Raw genomic sequence first — 24024 nt, forward strand, 5'->3', positions numbered from 1 at the left:
GAACCCGAGCAACGCCTGCGATTCGGCCTGCCGGCTGCCAGCCTGACTCAAGCCCCCCTATGATTCATCAGCGCCTCCCCTGGCCGCCATGCTTCTTCTGTAACCTTTTGTACGAACAGATAAAAAGGTGCCCGGCTGCCGGGCACCCTTTTGTCACAGCCAGCCATCAGTAGCCGTAGAAGGATTCGCTGCGCAGATCCTCCTCGTCCAAGCCGGCCACCTTCAACGCCTCGCTGATGGCCTCGACCATGGGGGGCGGACCGGACACATAGCAGACCGGCTTGGTTAGCCCACTGATGGCCTGCCACAACCAGGCACCGTCGAGCCTGTGGGTCTCCCCCTGCCAGGGCTGTGTCGAGTGCGCCATGTCCGTCATGGTCGCCAACAGGCGAAACATCGGGTTCTGCCCCTCGAGTCGCCGCAGCTCATCCAGAAAGGCGGCATCTTCGGGACGCCGGTTGCTGTAGATCAGCAGCAGATCCTGGGGCGTCTGCTGGGCCGCCGCCTGCCGCAGCATGCTGATGAAGGGGGTGATGCCGATGCCGCCGGCGATGAACACCCCGGCGCGCTCCAAATTTTTGTGCAGGGTGAGCGAGCCGAAGGGACCGTTTACCTGCAGCTCTGTGCCCAGGGGCAGCGCCCCGAGCGCACGCTTGAAGGGGCTGTCCCGCATGCGGGTGGCGACCACCAGCTCATCCTCATGGGGAGCCGTGACGATGGAGAAGGTATGGCGGGCATCGGGAGATCTGGGGTGCTCATGATGCCCCGGCAGAGTGAGATTCAGGGCCTGACCCGGTGTGTGGTCAAACCCGGCGGGTTTCTCGAGGTGAAAGGCCAGGGTGCCCTCGGCAAGCGGCTGGCGGGCGATCAGACGAACCCTGTATTCGGCCATGATGGAACTCCCTTGTATGGTACAGGTGCGAAACAGATGACGGTATTTCATTAGGATGGGATAGCACGCCGAAATATTCCCGGAAAAATGGGCAACCATAGGGGCGCCGACCCGGCCCTCTCGCCGCAAGGGGGCGCAGATGTGCGCTCCATCTACCCCAGCGGGGCGGGTCGTGCCATGCTGCTTTTATCCACTGTTCAACTATCAATACTGAGTACGGGGCGCAGGCGGCTCCAGACAAAAAGTACAGAAAGGAGTGCAGAGATGAGCGAGGGTGCATTGATCAGCCGTTTCCCCCTCAACGAGCGAGGGCGTGATCTGGCCGTCGGCGATATCCACGGCTACTTCGCACTGCTGCAACAAGCGCTGGATCGGGCCGAGTTCGATCCAGCCCGGGATCGCCTCTTCTCCGTCGGCGATCTGACCGATCGCGGACCCGAGTGCACACAGGCCCTCGACTGGCTGGATAGGCCCTGGTTTCACCCGGTCTGCGGCAATCACGACGACTACGTCTGCCGCCACCAGAGCTGCGACCGGGAGAACTGGATCCAGAACGGAGGGAGCTGGTTTGAGCACCTGAGCCTGGCCGAGCAGGAGAGGTTTGCCGCCCGTTATCGCATGCTGCCGATCGCCATCGAGGTGGCCACCCCGGCTGGCCCCATCGGGCTGCTCCATGCCGACTGCCCCTTCCCCTCCTGGCAAAGCCTGCTGGACAGGCTGGACGGCGGAGTCACCGGCGGCCAGCTGCGGGCCATCAAGAACGTCTGTCTCTGGTCACGCCGCCGCATCGAGCGGCTGGACGAGAGCGGCGTCGAGGATCTGGTCGCCCTGGTGGTGGGCCACACCCCGGTGAGCGCCCCGGCCCGCCTCGGCAACGTCTACTACATCGACACCGGCGGCTGGTATCCCCATGCCGGCGGCTTCTTCACCCTGCTCGATCTGCACAGCCTGACGCCACTGGCCCCGGGGGCTCCTGAGCCACCAGACGGTGGCGATGCAGATCCCTTGGCCCGATGAGCCCCTTCGCTCCTCAGCGTGCATTAAACCGGCAGGCGGCGTGCGCGGGCTTCGTTCTGCCAGCGCGATGGTTTACCATGCAGAGCATTGCGGTGCCCGCCACCGCCCAACCTTGCCACCGCCACTTGCCGTGGCGCCGCCGACATTGCGGACACCCATCTCGGAACCCATGAGCAGACCAGCACAATCCGGCCTCGAGCCCACGTTTTACTTCCACGATTATGAGCCCATGTCGCAAGGTTATGAATTTAAATGAATAAGTGACTTAAATTTTTATTCTGTACCACGTTTTGTACCGTTTCAGATGTTGTACACCTTTGACCGTTAAACGGACATACATCCAACATTTTTACCCCGGCGCTGGGCCGGGGCTGGTTCGCATCAGGCCCACACTCTCACGGGCGTCACCGGGTAGGTTCGTTGGGCATCCAGGGCGGCGGCCAGCTCCTCAGAGGTGGTGCGCACGTTAACGTGATAGCCAGACACCGGCGCCATGACCGGCACCTCCAGACCATCGACCAGGGTAGTTTCGCCGGTGGGCTGGTAGATGGTGCCGATCACATCGAGCGCGGCGGCCGGGTGATAGAGGGCCCCGCTCTCGGGATCCTGGCTAAAGCCAGCCGCCTTGAGAGCTGTGGTCATGGCCGACTTGCTGCCTGCCTTGAGGTAGAGATCAATCATGGGTCTTGTCCTTCCAGAAATACCATCCGCAAACGCGGCAAGCGGCCCAGAATAGCCAGGCCAGCAGCGGCTGGCCCTGGGCAATCATGCACTGGCGCAAGTGCCTGTCAGCCTCGGCACGGGATACCCTGCCTTTGGCGCCATAGTCGTGGTCATGCTGCTGGCAGCAGCTGTTAGTACCAGGAAAAACGGGGCCAAGCCCAGTGCAATAGTGGCGGGTCATCGAAGTGCCTTAATTTGGGAATCGGTTGCTTCCAAGTGCCAAATTTTTAGATCGCGGATATGACCATAAAGGTGTCTGGTCGAACCCGTAATTTGACCGCCAAGGCATATGCTTGGGCCACAAGGTCTATTCAGTCCTTGCGACCCAACGGCTTTCAACCCTCCCGCATAGGCGCTCAAGCCGGTGTCTGATACAACACAAGCAACGATAGAGCGATTTGTGAAAGCATTGACTCTGGCCAATGCGCCACTGATACCACCGAATGCGCCAAACCCACCGTCCGCATAAACAGAATTTTCAATGAGAGATCCCACTCCACCACCAATGATAGAAAATGCTCTCGGGGCAATATTCGGAGCTGTCTTACCAAGCCACGGCACGTTGAGCTGATATGAGACGGTGAACCCTTTATTTGGGATGTTGCGATCCGTCTGAACTTGACAGAAATCCGCTGCACGGGTTGCGGCTGCACCGTTCGTGTGGATATAGGAAGAGGGAAATGACGCCGCCTCCATTTGTGTGAAAGCGCATAGAATCGTTTCAGCATCGCTGCCCGCTTCAGCTGCTGAGTTCTTCACATAAACTTGGGTTTGTAGCGTTGTGTCAGCCGGAATGGTTCCAGCAACCCAGACAAGCCACCATCCATTATCCTTTTTAATGGCGCCCCCGGTGCCTAGAGTGAAATCCCCACCCTGCGTATGGAAAACTTGACCAGTCAGGAAGTTGAAGTTGATTTTTGAATAGTTAATACCCGCGATCTGACTACGTAACCAGACCTCTACAGACCCCGCGCCCGCATCTTTTACCAAGGCACAGGCGCAATATGCCCCCGCTGGCGCAACAACCCCACGGTTAACGAAAGTGTGGGTCGCCACAGTGGCATCCTTAGAAAACCGACCGACCGTAAAACTAAAGCCCGGATCTGCCACGGCGGTGTAATTAAGGTTGTACGGAACTTGGTCTGCACGATTCGTCCCGTCAAACCACGAAAACTTATGGAGGTTTGTAGAGGGGCCTTCGACCAAAAGCCCCTCCATCTCGAACCGCGGCTCATTGACCGAAGCTTGACGAAGCGTTCCGCTCTTATCGAAGAACCATCCGGCAGTGGCGCGAGCTAGTGTGACATAGCGGCCAACAACATCATCCGCCACTTTCACTTCTCTACCGTACCCCGTGATAAGGCGCAGGCTGTCAGACAGCGGGGCCCAGACATCCGGGAGCGGCAGGGCCGCCTCTCTTACCGCATTGACGGCCAAGGCCGCTGCTGCAGCAGCCTTGTCCGCCTCAACCTTGGCACGGGCCGCCTGCCCTTCCCCTTCGCTGGCAATCTTCGACCAGCTCGGCACCTTGATCACCAACCCGCTATCCGGGTCGGTTAGGTTCACATCGCCGGATGCCGTCAGCAGGGTGTTGATCTGGGAGGCGAACAGCGAGTTTTTCTGCACAAACTGGGACAGCTGGGTCGAGAACTGCGGGATGGTGAGTGCCATCAGCACCAGGGCATACCCCTGGCCGGCGCCGCTGGGGCCCGCGTAGCTCGATACCAGCGTCATGTTTGTGTCATCAGCGACCGTATCGACTTCGTAAACCTTGCCGTCCGGCCCGCACAACATGCTGCCTTTGCCCGGCAGCGGGTTGGCAGACTTCCATTTGGTGCCGTAGCCCACCACGGCCTTAGAGCCATTGGTGAGCGTGACTGTGCCCACCCGATACCACAATCCTGCCATTGAAGCGTTCTCCAAAAAGAAACCCGGCCGAAGCCGGGTTAGAGTTACTTGACGGCAATCAGCCAGGTGGCCGTGCCGGAAAACTGGATGTTACTGATGCCATAGCCGCCGACCTTCTGCACTTCAAAGGTGACATTGCCCTCGCTATAGGCGGGTAGCTCGATGGCTGGTTGAATAGATACGTTGAAATAGGGGTTGCCACCGGTCGGGACATACTGGGTTTTCTGCACAGAACCGACCTCCTGGCCATTTAGCTTGCAGATCAGTCTGATGCCGAACTCCCCTTGCCCAGATACGGCAGCAGAGGCATTTATTGGCTTGATGGCGACCAGCACCCTGGCGCGGCGATAGGCGGGCACATAGAAGTTTGAGGTCGCCTGGATCATCTTGACGATATCCCCCACCACTTGCGTCACATCCAGCTGCCCCAGGATCTGGCAGTTCTCCCGGATAACCACGTTGTTGAACTCGCCAGAGTTGGCCCGTACATGACCGGTAAAGCTGCCAGAGTCGGCGTAGAGCTTATTGGTGCGGATGGTGCCATCGGCATAGATGATGGTGTGCCATCCCTCACCCCAGCCACTGTATGGGCCACCCCGACCAAAGCCGGCATTGCCGCCCTTGAAATCGCTGTTGACGATGGTCGCGGCATCCAGGCTAGTCACACGGATGTACTTGGCGATCACGTTGGCAATTTCGGCGGTGTCCATCATCGCGTGGTTGATGTAGGTGATGCCGTTCTTGATAACAAAGGGGTTGCGCTTGTTGGTCACACCGCCAGCCCGGGAGAGCACGGCAAACACGTCCGCATCGATGGCGAAGGAGGTCATGATCGATCCGTCCGATGCCATGGTGACAGACAACCCGAAGCCGCCGCCCTCGCCATTGATCTGGGCTTTCGTATACCAACCGGCCGAGAGCTTGCCGGCGGTGTCCGCCTGCGCCTTAGCCACCGTCTGGACAGCGGCCGAGAGCTCTTTGCCTTGCTCGGTCACGCTGGCCTGCACGGTGTCAATGCGCTGGCCAAGGGCCTTATCACCCTCTTTCTGCGCAGTCGATACCGACTGAACAGCCGCCGCGAGCTCCTTGCCCTGCTCTGTCACGCTGGCCTGCACGGTATCAATGCGCTGGCCAAGGGCCTTGTCGGCATCGTTCTGAGCGGTGGCCACCGACTGGACAGCGGCCGAGAGCTCTTTGCCCTGCAGCGTCAGATCTGCCTGCAGCTTTTCCGACTTCTCTGCCAGCGCCTGGTCAGCGGCTGCAAGGGTTCGGCCCTGCTCTTCCAGGGCCGCCTTGGTTGCACGGTCAGCCGCCTGGTATTCACTGCGCTGCTGCTCGAGCTGCTGGGTGGTTGACTGCTCAACGCCGGCGACGACCTCTTTCAGCGTGGTGAAGCGGGCAGCGGTGTCTGCCTTCTCGCCCTGGAACTCGGCCCCGAGGGTTTCGAGCGTCTTGGCCATCGCCTTCTGCTCATCTGCCTGGGTCTGCTGCTGCACCTTGATTTCAGCCCGGGCCTTGCGGGCCCGTTGATCGGCCTCATCGCCGGCGAGCGCGGCACCGATGGCACCAATGGCCGCCAGATCGACCTCTGACATCATGTCGCTTTGGCTGGTCGCCAGGGCTTTTCCCTGCTCCGCCACGGTCTCGGAGAGGTTGCCAAGCTGGGCGGCGGTGTGCTCGGTCTTGCTATCGAGCACCTCGAGCGCCTGGGCAGTGGACTGCTGGCCATCGCTCACGGTTTTCGCCAGCGCCGTGATCTGGGATTTGGTCTCCCCGACCTCGGTTTGCTGCTGGTCGAGCCGCTCAGTCAGCGCCTGGTCACCTTCCACCTGGGCCTTTTGAGCTGCCTTGATATCGGCAGCCAGCTGGCTATCCCCCTTGTCCACCTTGGCCGACAGCTGGGTGATCTGCTCAACCTGCGCCCTATCAGCAGCGGCAAGGGTGCGCCCCTGCTCTTCCAGTGCGGCCATGTTTGCCTGGTCGCCTTGCTTGTATTCACTGCGCTGCTGCTCGAGCTGCTGGGTGGTTGATTGCTCAACGCCGGCGACCACTTCCCGCAGCGAAGTCAAGCGGGCGGCCGTGTCGGCCTGCTCCCCTTCGAACTCAGCCGAGAGGGTTTCGACTGTCTTGGCGAGTGCCTGGTGCGCCTCAACCTGCACCCGCTGATCACGCTGGATTGCGGCCGTGGTCTGGCGCTGACGCTGCGCCTCGGCGTCACCGGCCAGTGCAGCACCAATCGCCCCCAGGGCGGCATCGTCTGCAGCGACCTTGTTGAGGTCGAGACGGGCCGAGATCTCATCGAACCGCCCTGCAGTGACACCTCCCTCGGATTCAACCACCTCCTCGAGCGCCCGGATCTTGCCCTCTGCCGAGTCAGTCCGAGTCTCTAGCCCGGATACCCGCCGTGCCACCTGCTCAGTGGCCGAGGCAGATACCTCCGCCACGTTGGTAATGGCGGCCGTCAGCTCTTGCCCCTGCTCGGTAACCTTGGCGGTCAGGCCATCAACTGCCTTGGCCGTGGCAGATGCCTGGTCTGCCGTGGCAGAGAGCCGCTGCTCTGCTACCCCAAGGCGTTCGCCCTGGGCAGTCACATCGCTTTGCGCGGCCTTCTGAGACAGCTCCCCGGTCGCGGCATCGAGCTTCTGGCTCACTTCGGTCAGCCGTTCGCCCTGGGCGGTGAACTCCGACTTGGTAACCAACTGGGTCAGTTGACCCTTGATGCCATCGAGCAGCTGCTCAGCTTCGGTCAGGCGCTGACCCTGCGCATCTTGTACTGCCTGGCTGGCCTTGCTGGATAGCGTCCCCTCGAGGGCGTCGAGGGTCTGGTTGATATGGGTGACCGAGGCGTGGACTTCATCGCGCAGCGCACGAACGGCATCCATCTCGATGTTGCCGGTCTCGGGGTCAACGGTGAAAATCGCATCCCGAACATCAGAGATCTCTTTTCTCACGCTGGACAGCATGCCGTGCAGCTTTTCTTGCTGCAGAGCGGTGTTGATCCCCATGCTGCCAAGGGTGTCCTGCTCGGCCTTGAGTACGCTCTCGGCCTGCTCGGATCGCTGCGCTACAGAAGCGAGCTCACTATCCATCTCGGTGAGCAGGTGCTCGATGGTCGGCACCCGGTCGGCCACCGGCTTGATGTCTGCCACGATGGCGGAGACATCAAACAGGGCCTTGTCCAGGGCCGGGATCTTCTCGATGGGGCGGCGCAGATCCTCCTTCAGCTGGTCGAGACCGAGCTCGCCATCGAGCACATCCAGGATCGACTCAGGGTCATAGAGGGTTTTGGCCGTGGCCGCCAGCAAGCCAGACTTGCCGTAAGCGTTCACGGCTCGCAGCCAGACATAGTATTGCGTGTCCGGTCTGAGCCCCTGCAGGGTCATGTATGACGCCGTGCCGGCAAAGGTAGCCTTGGCCATGGCCTCATTGATCGGGTGTTCAATGCGGCTCCACCACCATTCGCACAGCGCACCGTTGTCGGTGCCGCCAGTGAACAACGGCCGGATGGCCAGCGACCAGTTGCCCGCCTCCACCTCCACCCCTGTCGGGGTGGGCGGCACTTCAATGGTGAAGTTAACCGCTGCCACCGCTGAATGGGCGCCGGTGATCGAGACGGCCCGCACCAGGGCGACATAATTACCCGCCGGTAGGCCCGCCAAGCGGCACAGCTCCCCCGTTACCTGGGCGGTGTGAACGGTCACCGCTTTAGCCGGCGGGCTAAGGCGCTGGATGATCACCTGGTTGTATACAACCCGCCCCGCATTGCGCCAGTGCAGCACACCTTGCACCACATCACCGATCTGCTCGGTCTCGTACCGGAGATCATCCGGCATAGCGAGTCCACCGGTTGGCAGTGTCGTGATGTCGGGGCGCTCCATCGGCTTGCCCACGGCATCATCCCACACCGCCGCGGACTCTTCTCGCAGCGTCAGATTGACACCGCCCAGCAGGTTGAACCCCCAATCAACCACCCGGAACTCGGCGCCGGCGATGCCCAGTGCGGGGATGTGAAGGCGAAGATACGAACCAGGGCGATACCGCCAGCCTGACAGGTTCACCGGCACCGTCACCGTGCGGCTGGTGCGGCGCTGGCGCAACATGATGTTGGCCAAGCGTTGTGCCTGGTACGGACTGGTGACGAAGCGCAGGTCGAGATCTTCGGCCAGCTCGATGCCGCCATCCTCCTCGACCCACTCTTTCACGACCACTGACGGAAAGTCCGTGACGGTGAAACTGTCCGGGTCAACGAAGGTGCCAGCCACTGTGTTGATACGGTCAGCACTGGCGGGCTCAGGCAGCAGCTCGATATCGCCGATGATCTGGTAATCGTGGAGCTCATCGGTTGCCGGGCCATAGTACGCGCCGGCCACGATGCCGTGGCGGCCGCCGACATAGGTTGGTTGCCCCGCACAGGCGATGTGCATCGCCTCGAGCACCTTGGCTTTCGGTTCGGTCAGGTCGAACTCGCCGTTGAGGGTGTAACGGGGCTCTGTACGCCCATCCGGGCGGGTCACGATTTCATCGCAGATGTTGGCTGCGACCTTGAACTCCTCGAAGTTGATCTCGTCATCCGGCGTTTTAAGCCAGTGGCGATAGTAATCGAGGATGATCAGGGCGGCGTTGTCAGTCCATTTCGTCTGACCGTCACGGGGGTCATATACCCGGCGGCCAAACTTCTCGATACGAAGGTTGGGCAGGCCTGCGGGGAACTTCTCAAAGTTGGACTTGTAGGAGATTCGCAACCAGGCAATACCCCGGCCTATCATGTCGGGCTTCCAGCTCGGGCAGTTCGCCAGCAGGAAAGCGTCCGCCTCGGTCGGGTTGTTGTGGAATGTGTAGCTGACCAGATCGCCAAAGGTGGTGACCTCATCCTCCCCCACCAGGATCTTGCCGAGTCGGTCAATCTCGTGACCAGCGAGCACAACGGCCAGGTGCAGCCATTCCCCTTCGGTCTGATCGCCCTTTTCTTCTTCGGCAAAGCTCATCAGAACAGACGACACCACCCGGCCATAACAGGCCACCTTCGGAGCGGCTGCCGCCCGCAAGATCTGGCTTCGTTCGCTGGCGCTGGCGTAGTCCCCAAGGCTTGGCGTCTTGGTGGTCAACATCATGGTCGCACTCATCACCGCCGTGCCGATGGCGATGGCGGTGGCAGTGGATACGACCAGGGCTGAGCCCGCGCCGGCGGCGATACCAGCTATGACGGGGATGGCAACTGCAGGCATTATTCGGCTCTCCATGCGAGCAAGGGAACAACATCGGGAACTGGGCGCGCCCCTTGTTCCGTCATGGCCCAAACTTGACCGGCCCATATCAGACCGGCCGTCAGCCCAAGCGGGCCATCAAACACCACTGGATCACCGCGCTGGGCCAGTGCAGGATCAATTCTCTGGAAGTGGGCATCGAGCACGGCGGCGATGCTGCCATGCTCTTTAGCCAGCACCCGCTGGGAGCCGAGGGCCGTGGTGTAACGCCCCCGGTAAACGGCGGCAGGGTCAATGCCACATGCCGCCACACAGCAGTCAGCAACGAACAGGCAGCAGTCGAGCTCCCCCCAAACAAAAGGCCGCACTCTGGCGGCCTCAATGGTGGTGATCAGTTGTCGTTGCCAATCTGGCCGGCGCATGGGTTATCCCTCGTAACGGAATGATGGGGCGTCTTTGGCTGACCCCCAGTGGATCTCCCGGTTGGCCATCTGATCCTGGTAACGGAAAAAACGGTCGCCGGGATATAGGCGTTGGTGACTTTCGTCAGTGCAGCGGTATGGGAGCCCCTGTTTCCAGCTCTCAAAGATGTTCGAAACGCTGAGCTGGATCGTGTTGGTTTTGCCGGCCTTGACCGGGGTCTGGTCAATCAGCCCCTTGAACTGCAGGGCCGCCCCGCTGACGTTGCCGGCATCATCAAGCAGCACCAGGTACAGGCGCAGTGACCGGCCGACGATGCGCTCGCGCATCACTTCGGCCAGCAGGGAGTGGTCAAGCCCGGTCAGGGCGATGGTCAACTTGGTGGGAGAGGTGGACAGCTGCTCTTTCTGAGTAGATACGGCGCCCAGCGAACCCACGCCATAAAACAACTGGCCATTGATAACCAGCTCGCCGAGGCCAGAGTGCATTCTGGACATCCCGCTCACCAGGTCAATTTCCAGCGCGTATAGCCCTGTCACATAGGGGCGAGACAGAGCCGCCAAGAAGGCGGGATCAATACCGGTGATCATGGATAGAGCGCCTCCCGAAACCGGATGGTGCCGAAGTCGGCCCCCTTGTTGGTGATCATCCCCTTGCCGGCTTGCTTGTCATCGATGCGGAACAGCCCCATAGGCCGCTCTACCAGCAGCAGGGTGCCGCTGGCATAGGTTGCCCGCAGCTCCGGCTCGATGTTAATGGTGGCGCGGCCAGACGCATCAGAGCGAACATCACTGACCACCCGCTTGAGCTCATTGCCAACCTGCAGCCAGTCACCCTCAGTCAGCACCAGCTTGGATGGCGTCCACCCTCGGCTGGTCAGATAGCGGCGCATGGCCAGCGACTCATTCACCACTGGCGCACCGAGCACGGCGCGTCGCGGGCGAGAGAAGTCATACAGCTTGATGCAGTGTTTGCGGCCGCCCACACTCTCAAGGCGAGCACTGAAACGGCTGGCAAGCGGCAGGTCTTTTATCTGCCCGATCACCACCTCAAACACCCACTTGCTGCCGGGGGTATCCACCACTTGCTCGTCACCGGTGAACGGCGATTCAAACGAGCGGCTGTTGCTTTCCAGGGCGGCACGGAACCCCCGCACCCGCACACCTGCAGGCCAATCGTAGATATTCATTAAACCCCCAACATACGGCGGCCTTGGCCGTAGCCGGCAAAGTCCTGGATCATCATCTGGTAACCCTGCTGGGCGGCGTTGCTGATCACCGCATTGCGATCGGTGTCGGTCATGTCGGCGCTAAAGTGCAGGTGCTGTTCAAACACCGGACTGCCGCCCAACGTGCCGCCACCAGAACCCATCAGCTTGTCGTACATCTGATCGATGCGCTGGGCGCTCTGGTTGGTGTAAACCCGTTCACCGGTATTCAGCAGCCAGGTTCCCTCCCTGGGGATGGCATCGATACCGTCATGGGCCATGCCGGCGATGGCTGTGCCGGCGACAATGCCGACCGAGATCATGGTCTGGGCCTTCATCAGCGCCCGGGCAGACTCAGCCCCGATCATGCCGCCGGTCATCGCCGCAAACGCAGCGGCTCCCGCTTCGGCTTGCTGACCGGCCACCATAATCGAGGGGATGGCCAGCAGCTTCTGAGTGGCCAGCAGGGCCTTCATCAGAAAGGTCTGCTCTTTGCCGCTGCTCTGCAGCATGTCGGTGATCAGCCCAGTTGTCTGGGTGGTAAACGACAGCATGTCGCGGGCGGCTTGCTGCTGGTCACGTGACTGCTGCTCTACCCGCCGGCGCTCCTGCTCGGCAAGCTGCTCCTGCCGGCGCTGCTCCACCTCGAGCTCGCGCTCGATCTGCTCCTCGCGCTTGCGCAGGTAGTCGTCTTGCTCTTGCTGGTAGTGGCTTGCCTCGCGCTGGCGGTACTCGTCACGCAGCGCCTCGATAGAGTCGAACCCGGTTCGCACCAGATCTTGCTCTGATAGCTGCATCTCGCTGATGCTGGCCAGCCGTTCCTCATGGGCCAGCCGCATCTTTTCCCGTTCGTCCGCATACTGCATATCGAGCGAGGAGAGCGTGGTCGCGCCCTTGTCTGTCAGCTTCTTGGTGTCGGCTGACATATCCCGGGATGACACCGGCAACGGCGGCTTGTATTCAGGGGCCTCCCCGATCCCGAAACGGGCCCGGTTATAGGTCTCCTGGATACGATCGATTTCAGCGGCAATCTCTTCCCGCTGGCGCTGCAGTTCTGGCAGCCCGGCCTTGCCCTGGGTGTTCCCCATAATGGCATCGAGCAGCCCCACCCCCCCGAAGGCCTTTTGGGTGCCGGTCTCCCGGATCTGGTCGTCCAGCTCCTTGAGCTCTTCGCGCAGGTTGCCGAGGCGGCTGGCCATGCCGTCAATGGTGCGGGGATTATCTGCCCATGAATCGAGCAACGAGCCCCACCACTGCACGGCATAGCCGAGCTTTTGGCTCAGCCAGTCGATTTGCTCACTGGCACCGAGCACCCCCTGGGCGAAGGAGCTGCGCAGACGCAGGGACACATCCTGCAGCGCCTGATCCATCTCCTTGAGCTGGCGGATATCGGTCTCTGACAGCGCCACGTTGAGGCTGCGATAGTGGCCGGTAAGTCGCTGCAGCTCTGCCCCGTTGTTGCGCAGCAGCGGCTGCAGGGTCGAGACATCGTTGGCGATGGATTCCAGGTAGAAGATTTGCTCAGAGGCCGAGACGTTGGTCGCGTCCATGGCGTTCTGGACAGCAACCAAGGCCTCTGGCCCCGCCATTTGCTGCAGCTTGGCAACGGTCAGCCCCACCTTGGGGGCGATGTTTTCCATCCAGTCCTTGAACTCGCCGCCGCCCGTTGCCGAGAAGTCACCGAGTTTGTCCTGAACGTCCTTGAGCATGTCAGACAGCTGATCGCCGGTGACGTTGTACTGCTGGGTGGCATAGGAGAGCTCCTGCATCCGCTCGACAGTCACGCCCGCCTTGAGGGCCATCTGCTCAAGTTCACGCCCCTGCTGGGCCAGGGCACTGACAGAAGCGGCCAAGCCGACCGCCGTGCCGGCAATGCCCATGACGGCACCCTGCACCACATTGAACCCGCCGATGATGGCCTGGGATTTCTGCGACAGCAGATCGGCAGACTCACCAAAGCTCTGGCCGAACCGGCGGGTGGCATCCTCGGCCTGCACCGCATCAGAGACATAGCTTTTCAGGATGTTGGCAGCGGAACGAACATCGCCCGGAAGCGATGACAGATCCGCGCTGAGCATGACGCGCAGATCAGCTACATTCGTTGATGACATCGACACGCTCCACACCGGGTACGGAACCAGACAGCATCATCAGCTCGTCATCGCTACGCTCGACAGGCTCGGGATCGGCTGGCTGGTTATAGAGAAACTGGGTTAACTGGATGGGGTCTTGAGGTCGGAAAGCGGTGTTGTAGATCGCAGCGCAGATCTGCCCCATCTCGAACTGGCGCAGGTGGTAATCGAACGGGAAGCGGCGGAAATGGCCGCTCCACTCGATATACTCACGGGCCGATATCTCGCTGAGGAAACGGCGCCAGTCTGCCCGCACAAACTGGCGGGCAAACGCCATTGCATAATCGCGCTCGATCTCTAACCTTTTTTTGGATCGAGCGGAGCGACCTCCTGCTCGCTACCCGCATCGGTCGGCGCCGGCGGCTCGAGACCAGACAGCGCTTTCACCGCCATGGCCAGCCGCAGCTGGTGATCAAGGTTGGGGTAGCTCGCAGCCACCCACTCGATCACCTGGTCTAGGGTTTTGTCAGGGTGCAGGTAAGACAGCCCTAACGCAGCCAGCAGCAGGTTGAGGCGGCTCACATGCTTCTGCACCTCGAACATATAGCGCGCCATGTCGCTATCACTCGCCGGGGGAGCAGGCTGTTGTGGCCAGTCACTGTGCTTGGTCAACAGCAGCTCCTGGTACTCGAACATCTGCAGGCCGGTCAGGGCACGCACAACCACTGAGGCACTCAGGCCGCCCGGGGTCACCAGTGTTACCTCGCGGCTATCAATCAGCGGTTCCATCAACCCCCCTCGTATACATGTTCGGCCAGCGCCTGCTTGCCGGTCAGCGTGATGCCAAAGGTGCGGGTCATCTTCTCTTTCGCCGGGATGGCTTTGCCCACTTTCGAGACAAAACCGAAGTGGGCGTCATAGGCACCGTTCGGGAATTTGATGAAGAACCAGCGAGGCTCACCGCCCAGCAGATTAACCATGGTGGTCTGATTGGCATCACCCGGTTTCCAGGCCAGCGTGATGCCAAGCTCGCCCGGGTCAATCTGGCCGGCCGACTTCTCTTTCCACTGAGGATCCTCTGCGTCCAGGTAATTCTCTTCTGACGCTTCGGCGCTCATCTCCGGCGGGGTAATGTCCGTCACTTGCGCCAGGCGCAGGACATCGACAGAGGAGGAAGGGTCGGGTTTTACCTTGCCGGCCGTCTTGGCCATCAGGAACTGAGTGCCCGTGCCTTTGGTTGGTGTAGTGGTATCAGACATCGCTGTCGCTCCAGGTTGCGTTAAATGACAGGGTCAGGCTGGCAAGTCCTGTCCCCTCTTCGTCTTGGCCATAGGCCCAGTTGATTAGGCCCATACCCTCGGTGAGCAATCCGCTCAGGTTTGACTCATTGAGGCCGGCCAAAACCTCGGCCAGCACATCCAGCTCGGCATCCGCCTGGTTGCTCTCCATCACGTAGAGGGAGACCATCAGCTGAGTGCTGTCATAGGCATCATCCAGGGCATACTCGGAGGGTGCGCCTTCCAGCATGTAACAGAAGGCAACCGGTAGATCCTGCTCATCAACTGAGAACGGACGATTGGCAAACACCGTTGCCGGCTTGCTACTCGAGCCGGCGTTGAGAAGCTGTGACACCTCCTCTTGCAGTGCCTGCCGGATGCGGGTTCTTTTGGTCATGGTGAGTCCAATAAAAAACCCGCCGAAGCGGGTTATTTGGTGGTTGAGGCTTGCCGTCTGGCATCCCATCGGTTGAACATGTTGTTCAGCACCAGCGTCATGCCGACTGTGATGGCAAAGCCAAGCCAGCCGCCCTGATAGGTGCCCACGGCGATCAGCGCCAGCATCAGCAGGGCCACGGCTATTTTTATGATGATCATGCTCTCTCCTTCTATCGAGATCAGGATCCTAGCCCTATTTAATCGCCAGCTTCAACTGACGCAGCAGCGCCTGCTGCATTTCGCGGGGCATGTCACGGCTCATCGCCGCCTTGGCCTCGCGCTCGTAGTGCTCGGTTATCGGGGTGACCAGCGGTATCCGCATTACTTCCAGGGCGTGGCGACCCTTGCCGACACGGCGCAGGATCTGCCAGCTCCTGAGCGCTGTGCTGGCATAGCCACTACCGCGCCGATACCGGCCAAACCCTTTGGAACCGTCCGCCACAAATCCGCCAGCAACCCGATGACGCCCAACCTGCATGTCGCCGGCCTGATAGCGGCCACCTCGCCGGGTGAGCCGCTGCTGGGCTGGCCCAAGCCGGATCATGGGGATGGGGCGGCGGCGCACTCTGATCACTGCATTCGGTGCCTGCGGGGTGGCTTTGAAGATCTTCACCCTGGGGCGGATCAGCTTGGCTGGCACCCGCACCCGCGCGTCCTTTGCCGTCAACCGGATGGCCCGCCCGGACGCCCGAGAGCTGACCCGATTAACCGCCTGCGCACTGGCCTTGGGAACCAGCTTGGCTGGCAGCTGGTTAAGGTTAGCGACTGCCTTCTCCAGATCGAGCTTGATGGACATAGCCGCCTCACTTGATGGGGATGATCAGCTGACCAGCCCGCATGTATGGCACCTCTCTGACGGTGGTCACCAGGCCAAGGCTGGGAACCTCTACCTTGTCACCGTTACGGAAACGCACTCCGGCTGGCGGGCTGCTCACTGCCAACTCGCGCAGCACAGTCGCCACCTGGGCAAACGCATCAGGCTGTTCGTCATAGAGCACGGTCAGCGACTGACCGGCGACAACGGCAGGGATACCCATCGCCTGGTCAACGGCCACATTGAGGCGACTGACAGCCCGCTGCCAGCGGGAACCGGTCACCATTACTGGACGATCAGCGCGTCGGCATAACCGCTGGAGCCGCTGCTGACCAGCTTGCCGAAGTCGTCGGCGTCTTTGGTGGTGTCAGCGACCAGCCTGGTGCCGTCCCACTTAACGGCTGCGCCGACTGTCAGGGCGGAGTCGCAGGGCAGCAGCCAGACACCGCCGAGGGCCCCGGTAAATTCCGCGCCAGCCAGCGCCGACTCAAGGGGAACGACGGTCAGGGCGCCGATCTTGACGGGCTTGCCCGATACCACACCGCCGGCAGGGGCCACGAAGGACTGTTGACTGCCGGTACTGACATAGTTTTTAGCCATGAGGTTATTCCTGTATTGGAGCTGTCAGAGATGGCCCGCACAGTGCGGGCCAAGGGATTACTTGCCGGCGGACTTGACCAGGCCACGGTAATCGAGGGCAGAAACGCCCGCATCGATACGTACCTTGGTGGTCACACCGTCTACGGTGAAACCTTCTTGCTGCTCGATCCAGGGAGTGTCCTGGCCGTCGAGGTAGGCCACCTCGATGGTGTCGCCCCCCTTGGCCGCCAAGTACCACGCCTCGGTGCTGGCGTCGGAGAGACGAGGCTCACCGATCACATCCACGAAGCCCTTGATCGGGTTGGCGATGCCAGAGTTGGCATCCGCGCCCGGGACAGAGGTGCTGTTGATGAGTTGCAGCGCGGTATCTTCCAGCTCGATCGGCACCAGGGCATACCCCGGGCGGATGTTGAGGGCACGACCCGGCTTGTCATCGGCCCCAACGGCGCGCTGGCCGCGCATCAGGGTCTTGGCAGCGGAGAGCCCCTTGATCCCCATCGCGGCATCAGCGCCGGTCAGCAGGTTTTTGTGATCCGCATGGAACAGCGTCTTGTTGTCCGGCATCTTGACGTTGCCCGTCAGCACCGCATAAACCAGGTCGCCGATGGTGCCGCGAGCGGCCGCCCCGAACAACGCCGGCACACGAGTCAGCATGTCGAGATCATCGTTGATGATGGCTTGCCGGGTGATAGCAAACAGCTCGCCATAGGTAGCCAGCTGGATGGTAGCTCCGGTATCTGACAGGGTGACGTGCTTGTATTCCGCCCCCTCCCGCACCTTGCGCAGGCTGGGGATGTCACTCAGACCGATACGGCTCGCCACCTTGAAGTCGGACAGGGTGCCTTTGCGCGTCCACTTGTCGAAGGTTTCTTCGGCATGTTCCCAGCCTTCCAGCACCGACTTGTTGGCGACATCCAGCAGGATCTTGCCAAAGTCGGAGCTGGTGTGAGTGAAGGCCATGCCGACATAGGCCATCGGGGAGTGTCCGCCGGTCTGAATGCCGCGACCATCCAGCGACGCGCGGGCCAGCTCGCGCAGGCTGTAACCGCCGTAACGGTTGTCACCCTCGGCGGCAGCATGGCCACAACGGGCCAGCAGCGAGGCGCGGATCGAATCGCCGATCAGGTTGCCGTTGCCCACATGAATATGGGCTGCCGGGCCAGTCGGCCCCGCCTCGCCAGCGGGCTTGCCCAGCGCCGCCTTGATTTTCTCTTTGGTCTGGGCGGGGTTCACATCCATATCGCCCAGGCACTCGGCCATCAGCTCAGGGAAGCGGCCGCCGGTGAGAGCGAACAGATCCTGGATCTCGTTGCGGCGGCCCTGCTCCGCCTGTTTGAAGGCGGCCAGCGCCTCGGCTTGACTCGGCGCGGCGGCCGGCTGAGTCGTGACAGAAGCAGGGGCCGCCGACGCGGGAGGCTGGCCAGCGGTCGCTTTGGCACCGAACAGGGCTCGGGCCTGGGTAGGCATATTGGTGAAGTCGTTCATTTTGTTCTCATTTACGTAGGCGGCGGCCAAGATCGGCTCTTCCAGGACATCGACAAAACCCAGCTCCTTGGCCTGGGGGCCATCGAGCCAGGTGTCTGCCGACAGTAGCGCGGCCAGCTCCTCGCGGGTCTTGCCGGTTTTCTTCTCGTAGGCGTTGAGCAACAGCGCCTCATTGCGATCCAGCCAATCCGCCATGTCGCGCAGATCGTCGGCATTGCCGACCGTGCCAGACCAGGGCTTGTGGATCATCACCCAGGCATTGCTTGGCATGTGGACGGTGGCATTGGGCAGGCAGAGGATGACCGAGGCCATGCTGGCCGCCAGGCCATCGTTCCAGATGTCGATCTTGCAGCTCAGGCGGGCCAGGGTGTTGTAGATGGCAAAGCCATCCATGATGTCGCCCCCCGGACTGTGGATGTGGATGTTGAGCTGCTTGGCATCGAACACCCCGGCGGCCTTGCAGTCGGAGATGAACTGCTGGGCTGATACTCCCCAGTACCCGATCACGTCGTAGATGTAGATCTCGACTGTGGGCACAGCACCGGAAAAGGCGCTTATGCTGTACCAACTCTGGGCATTGGGGATTTCATGCTCGGGTGCGGGGTGGCCGCTGGCGGCCGCCCGCGCTGGCATCAGCGTGGTTTGCATCGTCGCCGTCAGATGGTGCTTTTTCACTGGGTTGTGCTCCTGGGTCATTGGCTGGGTTGGTATCTGTCATCACGCCGTTTTTCTCAGCCCACTCCAGCTCAGACAAGCGCTGGTCTCGTACCTCATCGGGATTGCGGTTGCGAGCCCGGATCCACTCGGTTTCTGTCCCGGCACCGCCACGAATGACCGCCTTCCAGCCGTTGGCTTCACGCTCCGGGTCAATCCAGGGCATGACGGGCGCAAGATAGATGGCATCGAACAGGGTTTTTGGGTCGAGTTCAGGCGGCAGGACAAGGGGATCTTTGCTGCGCAGGGTTTCGGCCAGCAGCCAGTCACGAAACACCGGGCGCGACCAAAGCGCCACAAAGTCATCCTGCAGAACGGCAAAACCCTCCCACCCTTCAACCAGCTCCTGGCGCTGGGCGGAGTAAGTGCCGTCATAGTCGCGGGCCACGCTCGAATACTGGCTGCGGGTGCCGGCACACGACGACCGGAGCTGCCCCGCCCGCCAGACGTTCAGGGCGGTGTTCGGACGGTTGGACTGGATCACCCCCACATCCTCGCCGGGACGCAGGTCGTCAAACGTCGTGCCGGGGGTGATGTCGATCATCCGTGGGGCTCGTTCCCCCTCGCCGGCCTCCGGCTCGATGTAGTTGTCTGGCACCTCCCGCTTGATGAAGAAGGCGAGCGAGGCGCTGATGCGGGCCGCCACCCGTTCGGCTTCCTCCACGGATTTCAAATCGGCCAGGCGGGTGATCACCCCATGGAGCAGAGACACGCCGCGCAGCTGATGAATCCGCTTGCGCAAGGCCAGGTGGTAGATCTCGGCGGCATCGATCTCCTTGTGGCGATAGCGGAACCCCTGCAACTCACCGGGGTGATCGAACATCACAAAGTACGATTTTGGGCGCCGCCAGCCATCTAGCTTGATGCCTTGCCGGATCCCCTCTGCTACCTGGTTGTAGTCGAACGGGACGAAATCAGGCTCTAACAGCTCTATCGAGTAAGGCGTATCGCTGTGATGCTTGTAGCCAGGCACCGTGCCGAGCAGGCGGCGGCCAAACATCTCCCCATCGCGCAGCCAGGTACGGCAAACCAGCCGCTCCATCGCGGGGCGAGTGAACGTGCCGGTGGTTTCCGGTTTCAGCGACCAGGCGGCCCAACGGCGGCGGATCTCTTTTGCAAGATCCAGCAGCAGGGTGCCGTCTACCGCCCGGGGCTGCGGCTCGATCTGGATACCTTTGCCACCGACGATCCGCTCTTCCAGCTTGTCGAGCAGGCCGATCACGATGTCGTGGTTTTCATCAAGCGCCCGCGCCTGCTCGCGCAGGCTGATCGCCGACATCTGCACCGCCTGGTTGGCTCCACTGCGCTCCCGCTTGGCATTGTGGGTGCGACTCGGCATGGCAGCCTCATAGGCTTGCATCCGCAGGCGGTCACGCATTCGGTTGGCTGCCCAGCCTGGCGAGACAAATCCGAGCAGCTTATCCAGCGCAGTCATGTGAACCTCGCTACTGCATAGGGGCGGCGACGCGGTGACGCTACCTGCTGACGCCGGCGCTCCCACTCCTGACGACCAGTGCGGATCTCGTTGAGATTTTCAGAGGTGACCGAGCGCCCCTGAAAAGTGATCTGCTTGCCTGCCAGTAAATCGCGCTCGGCCTGAAGGTAGAGCGCGATCATGCTGTCAATATCTTCCAGCTTCACAGCCAGCCTCCTGATCCTGATGATGTGCCCAGCCAGCTATTGCCCGCAGCAGACGCGGCGGGCTTGACGCTGGCAGGCGGTGAGGGGTTGATGGTGGTCGGGCGCGGCTTGGCTATCAGCCTCCATCCCCGGTGCTGCACCCCGAGGCGAATGCCCGCCAGGGCATACACGGCGCAGTCGGTTGGCTCGTTACGGGCGCCAGACGGGGCGACCCAGCGATACACCCGGCGCCCCTTGACGAACTCAACCCGCTTTCGTTCACAGGTGAGTCCCTTAAAGTAGAAATCGTCGGCCCACTCGGCCACCGGATGATGGCGGTAACCCGGTGATGGGCCAGACAATGAGGTCGGTACATCCCCCAGGCGGCCATAAAGCACGTCTTTGGCGGAGTCGGTGCCTACCTCGGACAGATAAACCCCCTTGCGGTTTCGCTTGCGGGGGAAGGTGATGATGGGCTTCCCCATCATGGTTGCGCCCTTGATTGGGATGTACTTGTGCGGGTTGCGACGGCAGAACTGATATACCTCGTCGGTGTAGTGGCCGCCCGAATCGATCATCACCAGGCCGATGTCCAGCACCTCCCCGGACGCCTTCACGAACTGGCGGGAGAATTGCTCATGCAGCCTCTCCCAGATCTCGGAGCGGTGCAGGTCACCATAGAGGCGCTGATAGTCCAGCACCCATGACTCTTCCCCCGCTCCCCAGCCAGTGATCTCAAACTCGAAACGGTCATCCTGGGTGTCAGCCCCCACTGTGATGTAAAGTACGCCGTCAGGTACTGCGACAGGCCACACCTCACGGCGGGCGGCAATGGCTTCCCACTCCAGTTTCTCGCCGGTGTCATCCTCCCAGGTTTCCCCGAGGGTGGTGTTGACGAAGGTCTTGAGCTTGCCCTGGTCATCCTTCGCCTTGAGGAAGTCAGAGACAATCCGCACCCATGTCGTAAGCGGACTGTACGCCGTCCAGATATGGAAGGTGACCGACTCAGGGGGCGGGATTGGCTGGTCGTCACTGTCGAACCAGTCGATGGAGTCCCGCGTCCAGATGCCGGTGCGCTCGCAGATCCAGCGCTCTACCGTCTCGTAATCCATCTCGTGCTGGCGAATGGCGCAGCCATTTGCCTCACACAGATAGAACGCGGAGTGGTGATTGGTGCCATCCCATTTGATGCCGAACTCTGCATCCGGCCCGCCCCACTTGAGGTACTGCTCGGCCTCGCAATGAGGGCACTTGATGTGATAGCGCATCAGGTGTGGCGATTCACTCGCCGCCCGCTCTATCTGGCACTGGCCTGCAATCTTGGGTGTTGAACCACGGATCGACTTGGGATGGGTCGAACCCTCCATCCGCTTATCACCCAGGAAGGTGGGCGAGCCCTCCTTCTCGATGTCATCATCAAAGGCGGCCAGCTCGTCATAGATCCCGAAATCAGGCGACGCCTCCCGGTAGTTCTTGGCGGCCTTTCCTCCCCGCAGCTCAAGTCCTCGACCGTTGGCGAAGCGCTTTAGCTCCAGGGTGTTGTCCCGATGCTTCTTGCCATACCAAGGGGCGAGCGCCCGAATTTTCGGCACATCCCGGATCATGGGTTCAACATGCTTTTTGACGAACAGCTCGGCATCGCCATCGGTCGGCTGCCAGATCAGGCCGTTGCGCTTCTTGTGCTCCAGCAAGTAGGCGGCGACGCCAAGCAGCATCTTGGTGTACCCCACCCGCGCCGACTTGACGAAGTTGACCTCGCGGATATCGTCGTTGGCCATCGCGTTGATGATGGCCACCTGAAACGGCAGCGACTTCCAGCGGCCCTCCTGATAGGAGGACTCAACCGGCAGATAGTAATGCTCATCCATCCACTCAGCGGCAGTCTGAACCGGCGGGCGGAGCAGGGCCGACAGACCAAGTGTGACGGCAGCCGCCAGGCTACTTACTTGTGCTGTCGATATATTCATCCAGTAACTCCGGCAGCAGATCACCCAGGGATGCCGCCTCGTTGCTGGCTATGACCAGTTCACGCTGGATCCCCTCGATGTGCTTGGTCTGCAATTCGGGGTAACGGCGGCGCATGGTGAGTGGAACGGTGTCGAGCAGACTGCTGACCTTGGCGGCGATGCGCCTCAAAGCGAAGGTGGCAAATTCTGTTGGCACCTGGTGGCGCTCAGCGATCTTGTTCTCGCGCTCGGCCTTGTCGGCCTGCTCCTTGGTGAGTCGCCACCGCTGGAAGTCCAGTTGATCCTCACCCATGTTTTGCGGATCCGTTGGTTGGTGTTTCTGGATCGCATTCTCTAGTCGGTTATCCACAACCGAGCGCACATCAAAATAGACATTGCGGCCAATCTTCTTGACCGGCTTAACCCCCCATTTATCAAAGGCTTGAACTGATATGCCAAGGCTGGCGGCCATGTCGGACTTATTGAGCCAGCCTGGCTTTGCGAGCCCCTTGTCTGATGGCTCTGACATTGAAACAACAACCTCGCTTTTTGGGGTTTCATATGTAGTGAAAATCCGCGCCTCGCCGACCCGTCGAGGACGGGGGGCTGGGGGGAGTACCTTTGACCTGGGGGTGGGGCATTGCGGTAGTTGGGTTAACGGGGTTGGGTCAATGAGAGGTAGGCTCTTTCACAGGCCAGACCCGATGCTCGAGCTCTGTCATACGCTGCTGCCAACTCACCCGCTCTCTCGTCAGCCCGGCTGAGCAGGTCGGCGAGCACCACAGCAGGTTGTCCGGCTGCCTGGCCTCCCTGGGGAGCGCCGGTACCGCTGGCGCACTGACTCGCTCGGGCTGCCAAGCGACGGGCTTGCTCGAGCAACCGGCCAGACTCAATACCAGCAGCAGCGGCATCAGCCTGTGCTTGGGCGATTTCTTCTTGTGCATGGTCTCTCACCTCATCGATTTCAGCCTGCCGGCGCTGCTCCTCCTCTCGGGCCTCCTGTTCGGCCTTGGTCCTGGCAGTAGCGAAGCGGGTAGCCTCTTCATTCCACTTTACCTGCCAGGTCTTGCGCTCCCCCTCCTCCCCAGCAGCTTGACCAGAGCGATAGAGCACCACCCCGCCACCGGCCAAGGCAGCTATCACCAAGGCGCCGGCCAGGAACGGCAGCGCCTTGCTCTGTGGAACCACTCCCATCATGCCCCCTTGCACTTCGCATTGAGGCGCAGCCGGTCTTTCCAGAGTCCGGGGCAGACCCGGTTCCCTGGTGCAGAGCAGTCCTGTTTGCCGGCACGCTTGAACATCAGGATCGCTTCGCAGGCACCTGGGTAGTCGCCAGCGTTCAGGCGCTTGACGATGGTGGAGCGGCAGAAGGCACCGGGGCCGATGTTATGGGAGAGCTCGACATAGGCATCGAACTCATACTGGTGGAGTGGCACTTGGATGCAGGCCTTAAGGGCATCCTCGAACACCCGCACCTCCCGAAGGCTCCTGTTCACTGCGGCGACGGGCGTGATGGTGTCACCCATCTTGACCCCTTCGGTGCTCCCAAATCCGATAGTGGGCAGCTTGGTCCCGTGTACCGGGTCGGGGTAAGCCACCGGCCCCCAGCCCTCCCGATTCAGAATCCCCACAAAGCCAGCGGCACTGAGCGTGAGCGCCGCTATGGCAATTCGCATTTTTGTCATGC

General features: G+C 61.3%; 24 protein-coding genes. 1 reads left to right on the top strand and 23 read right to left on the bottom strand.

What is annotated here, in order from left to right:
* Positions 1-166 precede the first annotated feature (166 nt).
* On the bottom strand, positions 167-892 hold the full coding sequence (locus ACZ9IL_RS08450; protein WP_476003108.1) for a ferredoxin--NADP reductase: 726 nt from the start codon (positions 890-892) through the stop codon (positions 167-169).
* A 264-nt stretch (positions 893-1156) separates the two neighbouring features.
* Here ACZ9IL_RS08450 and ACZ9IL_RS08455 point away from each other — a divergent pair, with 264 nt between their 5' ends.
* Positions 1157-1909: a metallophosphoesterase gene (locus tag ACZ9IL_RS08455; RefSeq protein ID WP_476003109.1), complete on the top strand. Its 753-nt coding sequence runs from the start codon at positions 1157-1159 to the stop codon at positions 1907-1909.
* Positions 1910-2290: 381 nt separating this feature from the next.
* Here the strand turns inward: ACZ9IL_RS08455 and ACZ9IL_RS08460 are convergent, their stop codons facing one another.
* From ACZ9IL_RS08460 to ACZ9IL_RS08565, 22 genes are all read right to left on the bottom strand, one after another.
* Positions 2291-2590 (bottom strand): hypothetical protein, encoded by a 300-nt coding sequence (locus tag ACZ9IL_RS08460; RefSeq protein WP_476003110.1) that lies wholly within the window; start codon positions 2588-2590, stop codon positions 2291-2293.
* A 219-nt stretch (positions 2591-2809) separates the two neighbouring features.
* Positions 2810-4540 carry a phage head spike fiber domain-containing protein gene (locus ACZ9IL_RS08465; protein WP_476003111.1) on the bottom strand — a complete coding sequence of 577 codons (1731 nt, stop codon included), beginning with the start codon at positions 4538-4540 and terminating at the stop codon, positions 2810-2812.
* A gap of 44 nt (positions 4541-4584) precedes the next feature.
* Positions 4585-9765 carry a phage tail tip protein J-related protein gene (locus ACZ9IL_RS08470; protein ID WP_476003112.1) on the bottom strand — a complete coding sequence of 1727 codons (5181 nt, stop codon included), beginning with the start codon at positions 9763-9765 and terminating at the stop codon, positions 4585-4587.
* The gene (locus tag ACZ9IL_RS08475; protein ID WP_476003113.1) at positions 9765-10166 is read right to left on the bottom strand and encodes a DUF6950 family protein; all 402 of its coding nucleotides are present in this window, start codon (positions 10164-10166) and stop codon (positions 9765-9767) included. Before ACZ9IL_RS08475 ends, ACZ9IL_RS08470 begins: the two co-directional genes overlap by 1 nt.
* 3 nt (positions 10167-10169) lie before the next feature.
* Entirely contained in the window at positions 10170-10754 is a 585-nt protein-coding gene (locus ACZ9IL_RS08480) for a hypothetical protein (protein ID WP_476003114.1), read from the bottom strand.
* Entirely contained in the window at positions 10751-11353 is a 603-nt protein-coding gene (locus tag ACZ9IL_RS08485; RefSeq protein ID WP_476003115.1) for a hypothetical protein, read from the bottom strand. Before ACZ9IL_RS08485 ends, ACZ9IL_RS08480 begins: the two co-directional genes overlap by 4 nt.
* Positions 11353-13482: a hypothetical protein gene (locus tag ACZ9IL_RS08490; protein ID WP_476003116.1), complete on the bottom strand. Its 2130-nt coding sequence runs from the start codon at positions 13480-13482 to the stop codon at positions 11353-11355. Before ACZ9IL_RS08490 ends, ACZ9IL_RS08485 begins: the two co-directional genes overlap by 1 nt.
* Positions 13460-13780 carry a phage tail assembly protein T gene (locus ACZ9IL_RS08495; RefSeq protein ID WP_073349969.1) on the bottom strand — a complete coding sequence of 107 codons (321 nt, stop codon included), beginning with the start codon at positions 13778-13780 and terminating at the stop codon, positions 13460-13462. The genes ACZ9IL_RS08490 and ACZ9IL_RS08495 overlap by 23 nt, the downstream gene beginning before the upstream one ends.
* 20 nt (positions 13781-13800) lie before the next feature.
* Positions 13801-14232, bottom strand: a complete 432-nt coding sequence (locus ACZ9IL_RS08500; protein WP_476003117.1) for a hypothetical protein — start codon at positions 14230-14232, stop codon at positions 13801-13803.
* Entirely contained in the window at positions 14232-14702 is a 471-nt protein-coding gene (locus ACZ9IL_RS08505) for a phage tail tube protein (protein WP_476003118.1), read from the bottom strand. The genes ACZ9IL_RS08500 and ACZ9IL_RS08505 overlap by 1 nt, the downstream gene beginning before the upstream one ends.
* The gene (gene gpU / locus ACZ9IL_RS08510) at positions 14695-15117 is read right to left on the bottom strand and encodes a phage tail terminator protein (protein ID WP_476003119.1); all 423 of its coding nucleotides are present in this window, start codon (positions 15115-15117) and stop codon (positions 14695-14697) included. The genes ACZ9IL_RS08505 and gpU overlap by 8 nt, the downstream gene beginning before the upstream one ends.
* 32 nt (positions 15118-15149) lie before the next feature.
* Positions 15150-15317: a hypothetical protein gene (locus tag ACZ9IL_RS08515; protein ID WP_476003120.1), complete on the bottom strand. Its 168-nt coding sequence runs from the start codon at positions 15315-15317 to the stop codon at positions 15150-15152.
* 34 nt (positions 15318-15351) lie between these two features.
* Complete coding sequence (locus ACZ9IL_RS08520; protein WP_476003121.1) at positions 15352-15954, bottom strand: phage tail protein; 603 nt, start codon at positions 15952-15954, stop codon at positions 15352-15354.
* A 7-nt stretch (positions 15955-15961) separates the two neighbouring features.
* A complete protein-coding gene (locus ACZ9IL_RS08525; RefSeq protein ID WP_429153805.1) occupies positions 15962-16258 on the bottom strand; it encodes a hypothetical protein in 297 nt (98 codons plus the stop codon).
* Positions 16258-16572: a DUF2190 family protein gene (locus tag ACZ9IL_RS08530; protein WP_476003122.1), complete on the bottom strand. Its 315-nt coding sequence runs from the start codon at positions 16570-16572 to the stop codon at positions 16258-16260. Before ACZ9IL_RS08530 ends, ACZ9IL_RS08525 begins: the two co-directional genes overlap by 1 nt.
* 57 nt (positions 16573-16629) lie before the next feature.
* A complete protein-coding gene (locus ACZ9IL_RS08535) occupies positions 16630-18732 on the bottom strand; it encodes a ClpP-like prohead protease/major capsid protein fusion protein (RefSeq protein ID WP_476003123.1) in 2103 nt (700 codons plus the stop codon).
* Positions 18644-20206 (bottom strand): phage portal protein, encoded by a 1563-nt coding sequence (locus ACZ9IL_RS08540; RefSeq protein ID WP_476003124.1) that lies wholly within the window; start codon positions 20204-20206, stop codon positions 18644-18646. Before ACZ9IL_RS08540 ends, ACZ9IL_RS08535 begins: the two co-directional genes overlap by 89 nt.
* Positions 20203-20412 (bottom strand): hypothetical protein, encoded by a 210-nt coding sequence (locus ACZ9IL_RS08545; protein WP_163136992.1) that lies wholly within the window; start codon positions 20410-20412, stop codon positions 20203-20205. Before ACZ9IL_RS08545 ends, ACZ9IL_RS08540 begins: the two co-directional genes overlap by 4 nt.
* On the bottom strand, positions 20409-22259 hold the full coding sequence (locus ACZ9IL_RS08550; RefSeq protein WP_323929300.1) for a phage terminase large subunit family protein: 1851 nt from the start codon (positions 22257-22259) through the stop codon (positions 20409-20411). The genes ACZ9IL_RS08545 and ACZ9IL_RS08550 overlap by 4 nt, the downstream gene beginning before the upstream one ends.
* A 70-nt stretch (positions 22260-22329) precedes the next feature.
* Positions 22330-22866 carry a terminase small subunit gene (locus ACZ9IL_RS08555; protein ID WP_476003125.1) on the bottom strand — a complete coding sequence of 179 codons (537 nt, stop codon included), beginning with the start codon at positions 22864-22866 and terminating at the stop codon, positions 22330-22332.
* Between the two features lie 125 nt (positions 22867-22991).
* Complete coding sequence (locus ACZ9IL_RS08560; protein ID WP_476003126.1) at positions 22992-23531, bottom strand: DUF2514 family protein; 540 nt, start codon at positions 23529-23531, stop codon at positions 22992-22994.
* On the bottom strand, positions 23531-24022 hold the full coding sequence (locus tag ACZ9IL_RS08565) for a lysozyme (protein WP_476003127.1): 492 nt from the start codon (positions 24020-24022) through the stop codon (positions 23531-23533). The genes ACZ9IL_RS08560 and ACZ9IL_RS08565 overlap by 1 nt, the downstream gene beginning before the upstream one ends.
* Positions 24023-24024: the final 2 nt, after the last annotated feature.

Source organism: Aeromonas sp. TECH754, from assembly GCF_056279295.1.

What these genes read in the sequence shown, in the direction of transcription:
- ACZ9IL_RS08485 (WP_476003115.1), bottom strand. Translation starts at nt 11,353, where the DNA reads ATGAATATCTACGATTGGCCTGCAGGTGTGCGGGTGCGGGGGTTCCGT.
- ACZ9IL_RS08450 (WP_476003108.1), bottom strand. Translation starts at nt 892, where the DNA reads ATGGCCGAATACAGGGTTCGTCTGATCGCCCGCCAGCCGCTTGCCGAG.
- ACZ9IL_RS08505 (WP_476003118.1), bottom strand. Translation starts at nt 14,702, where the DNA reads ATGTCTGATACCACTACACCAACCAAAGGCACGGGCACTCAGTTCCTG.
- ACZ9IL_RS08525 (WP_429153805.1), bottom strand. Translation starts at nt 16,258, where the DNA reads ATGGTGACCGGTTCCCGCTGGCAGCGGGCTGTCAGTCGCCTCAATGTG.
- ACZ9IL_RS08490 (WP_476003116.1), bottom strand. Translation starts at nt 13,482, where the DNA reads ATGTCATCAACGAATGTAGCTGATCTGCGCGTCATGCTCAGCGCGGAT.
- ACZ9IL_RS08455 (WP_476003109.1), top strand. Translation starts at nt 1,157, where the DNA reads ATGAGCGAGGGTGCATTGATCAGCCGTTTCCCCCTCAACGAGCGAGGG.
- ACZ9IL_RS08520 (WP_476003121.1), bottom strand. Translation starts at nt 15,954, where the DNA reads ATGTCCATCAAGCTCGATCTGGAGAAGGCAGTCGCTAACCTTAACCAG.
- ACZ9IL_RS08550 (WP_323929300.1), bottom strand. Translation starts at nt 22,259, where the DNA reads ATGGATGAGCATTACTATCTGCCGGTTGAGTCCTCCTATCAGGAGGGC.
- ACZ9IL_RS08540 (WP_476003124.1), bottom strand. Translation starts at nt 20,206, where the DNA reads ATGACTGCGCTGGATAAGCTGCTCGGATTTGTCTCGCCAGGCTGGGCA.
- ACZ9IL_RS08515 (WP_476003120.1), bottom strand. Translation starts at nt 15,317, where the DNA reads ATGATCATCATAAAAATAGCCGTGGCCCTGCTGATGCTGGCGCTGATC.
- ACZ9IL_RS08555 (WP_476003125.1), bottom strand. Translation starts at nt 22,866, where the DNA reads ATGTCAGAGCCATCAGACAAGGGGCTCGCAAAGCCAGGCTGGCTCAAT.
- ACZ9IL_RS08465 (WP_476003111.1), bottom strand. Translation starts at nt 4,540, where the DNA reads ATGGCAGGATTGTGGTATCGGGTGGGCACAGTCACGCTCACCAATGGC.
- ACZ9IL_RS08560 (WP_476003126.1), bottom strand. Translation starts at nt 23,531, where the DNA reads ATGGGAGTGGTTCCACAGAGCAAGGCGCTGCCGTTCCTGGCCGGCGCC.
- gpU (WP_476003119.1), bottom strand. Translation starts at nt 15,117, where the DNA reads ATGACCAAAAGAACCCGCATCCGGCAGGCACTGCAAGAGGAGGTGTCA.
- ACZ9IL_RS08460 (WP_476003110.1), bottom strand. Translation starts at nt 2,590, where the DNA reads ATGATTGATCTCTACCTCAAGGCAGGCAGCAAGTCGGCCATGACCACA.
- ACZ9IL_RS08480 (WP_476003114.1), bottom strand. Translation starts at nt 10,754, where the DNA reads ATGATCACCGGTATTGATCCCGCCTTCTTGGCGGCTCTGTCTCGCCCC.
- ACZ9IL_RS08470 (WP_476003112.1), bottom strand. Translation starts at nt 9,765, where the DNA reads ATGCCTGCAGTTGCCATCCCCGTCATAGCTGGTATCGCCGCCGGCGCG.
- ACZ9IL_RS08475 (WP_476003113.1), bottom strand. Translation starts at nt 10,166, where the DNA reads ATGCGCCGGCCAGATTGGCAACGACAACTGATCACCACCATTGAGGCC.
- ACZ9IL_RS08495 (WP_073349969.1), bottom strand. Translation starts at nt 13,780, where the DNA reads ATGGCGTTTGCCCGCCAGTTTGTGCGGGCAGACTGGCGCCGTTTCCTC.
- ACZ9IL_RS08500 (WP_476003117.1), bottom strand. Translation starts at nt 14,232, where the DNA reads ATGGAACCGCTGATTGATAGCCGCGAGGTAACACTGGTGACCCCGGGC.
- ACZ9IL_RS08530 (WP_476003122.1), bottom strand. Translation starts at nt 16,572, where the DNA reads ATGGCTAAAAACTATGTCAGTACCGGCAGTCAACAGTCCTTCGTGGCC.
- ACZ9IL_RS08565 (WP_476003127.1), bottom strand. Translation starts at nt 24,022, where the DNA reads ATGACAAAAATGCGAATTGCCATAGCGGCGCTCACGCTCAGTGCCGCT.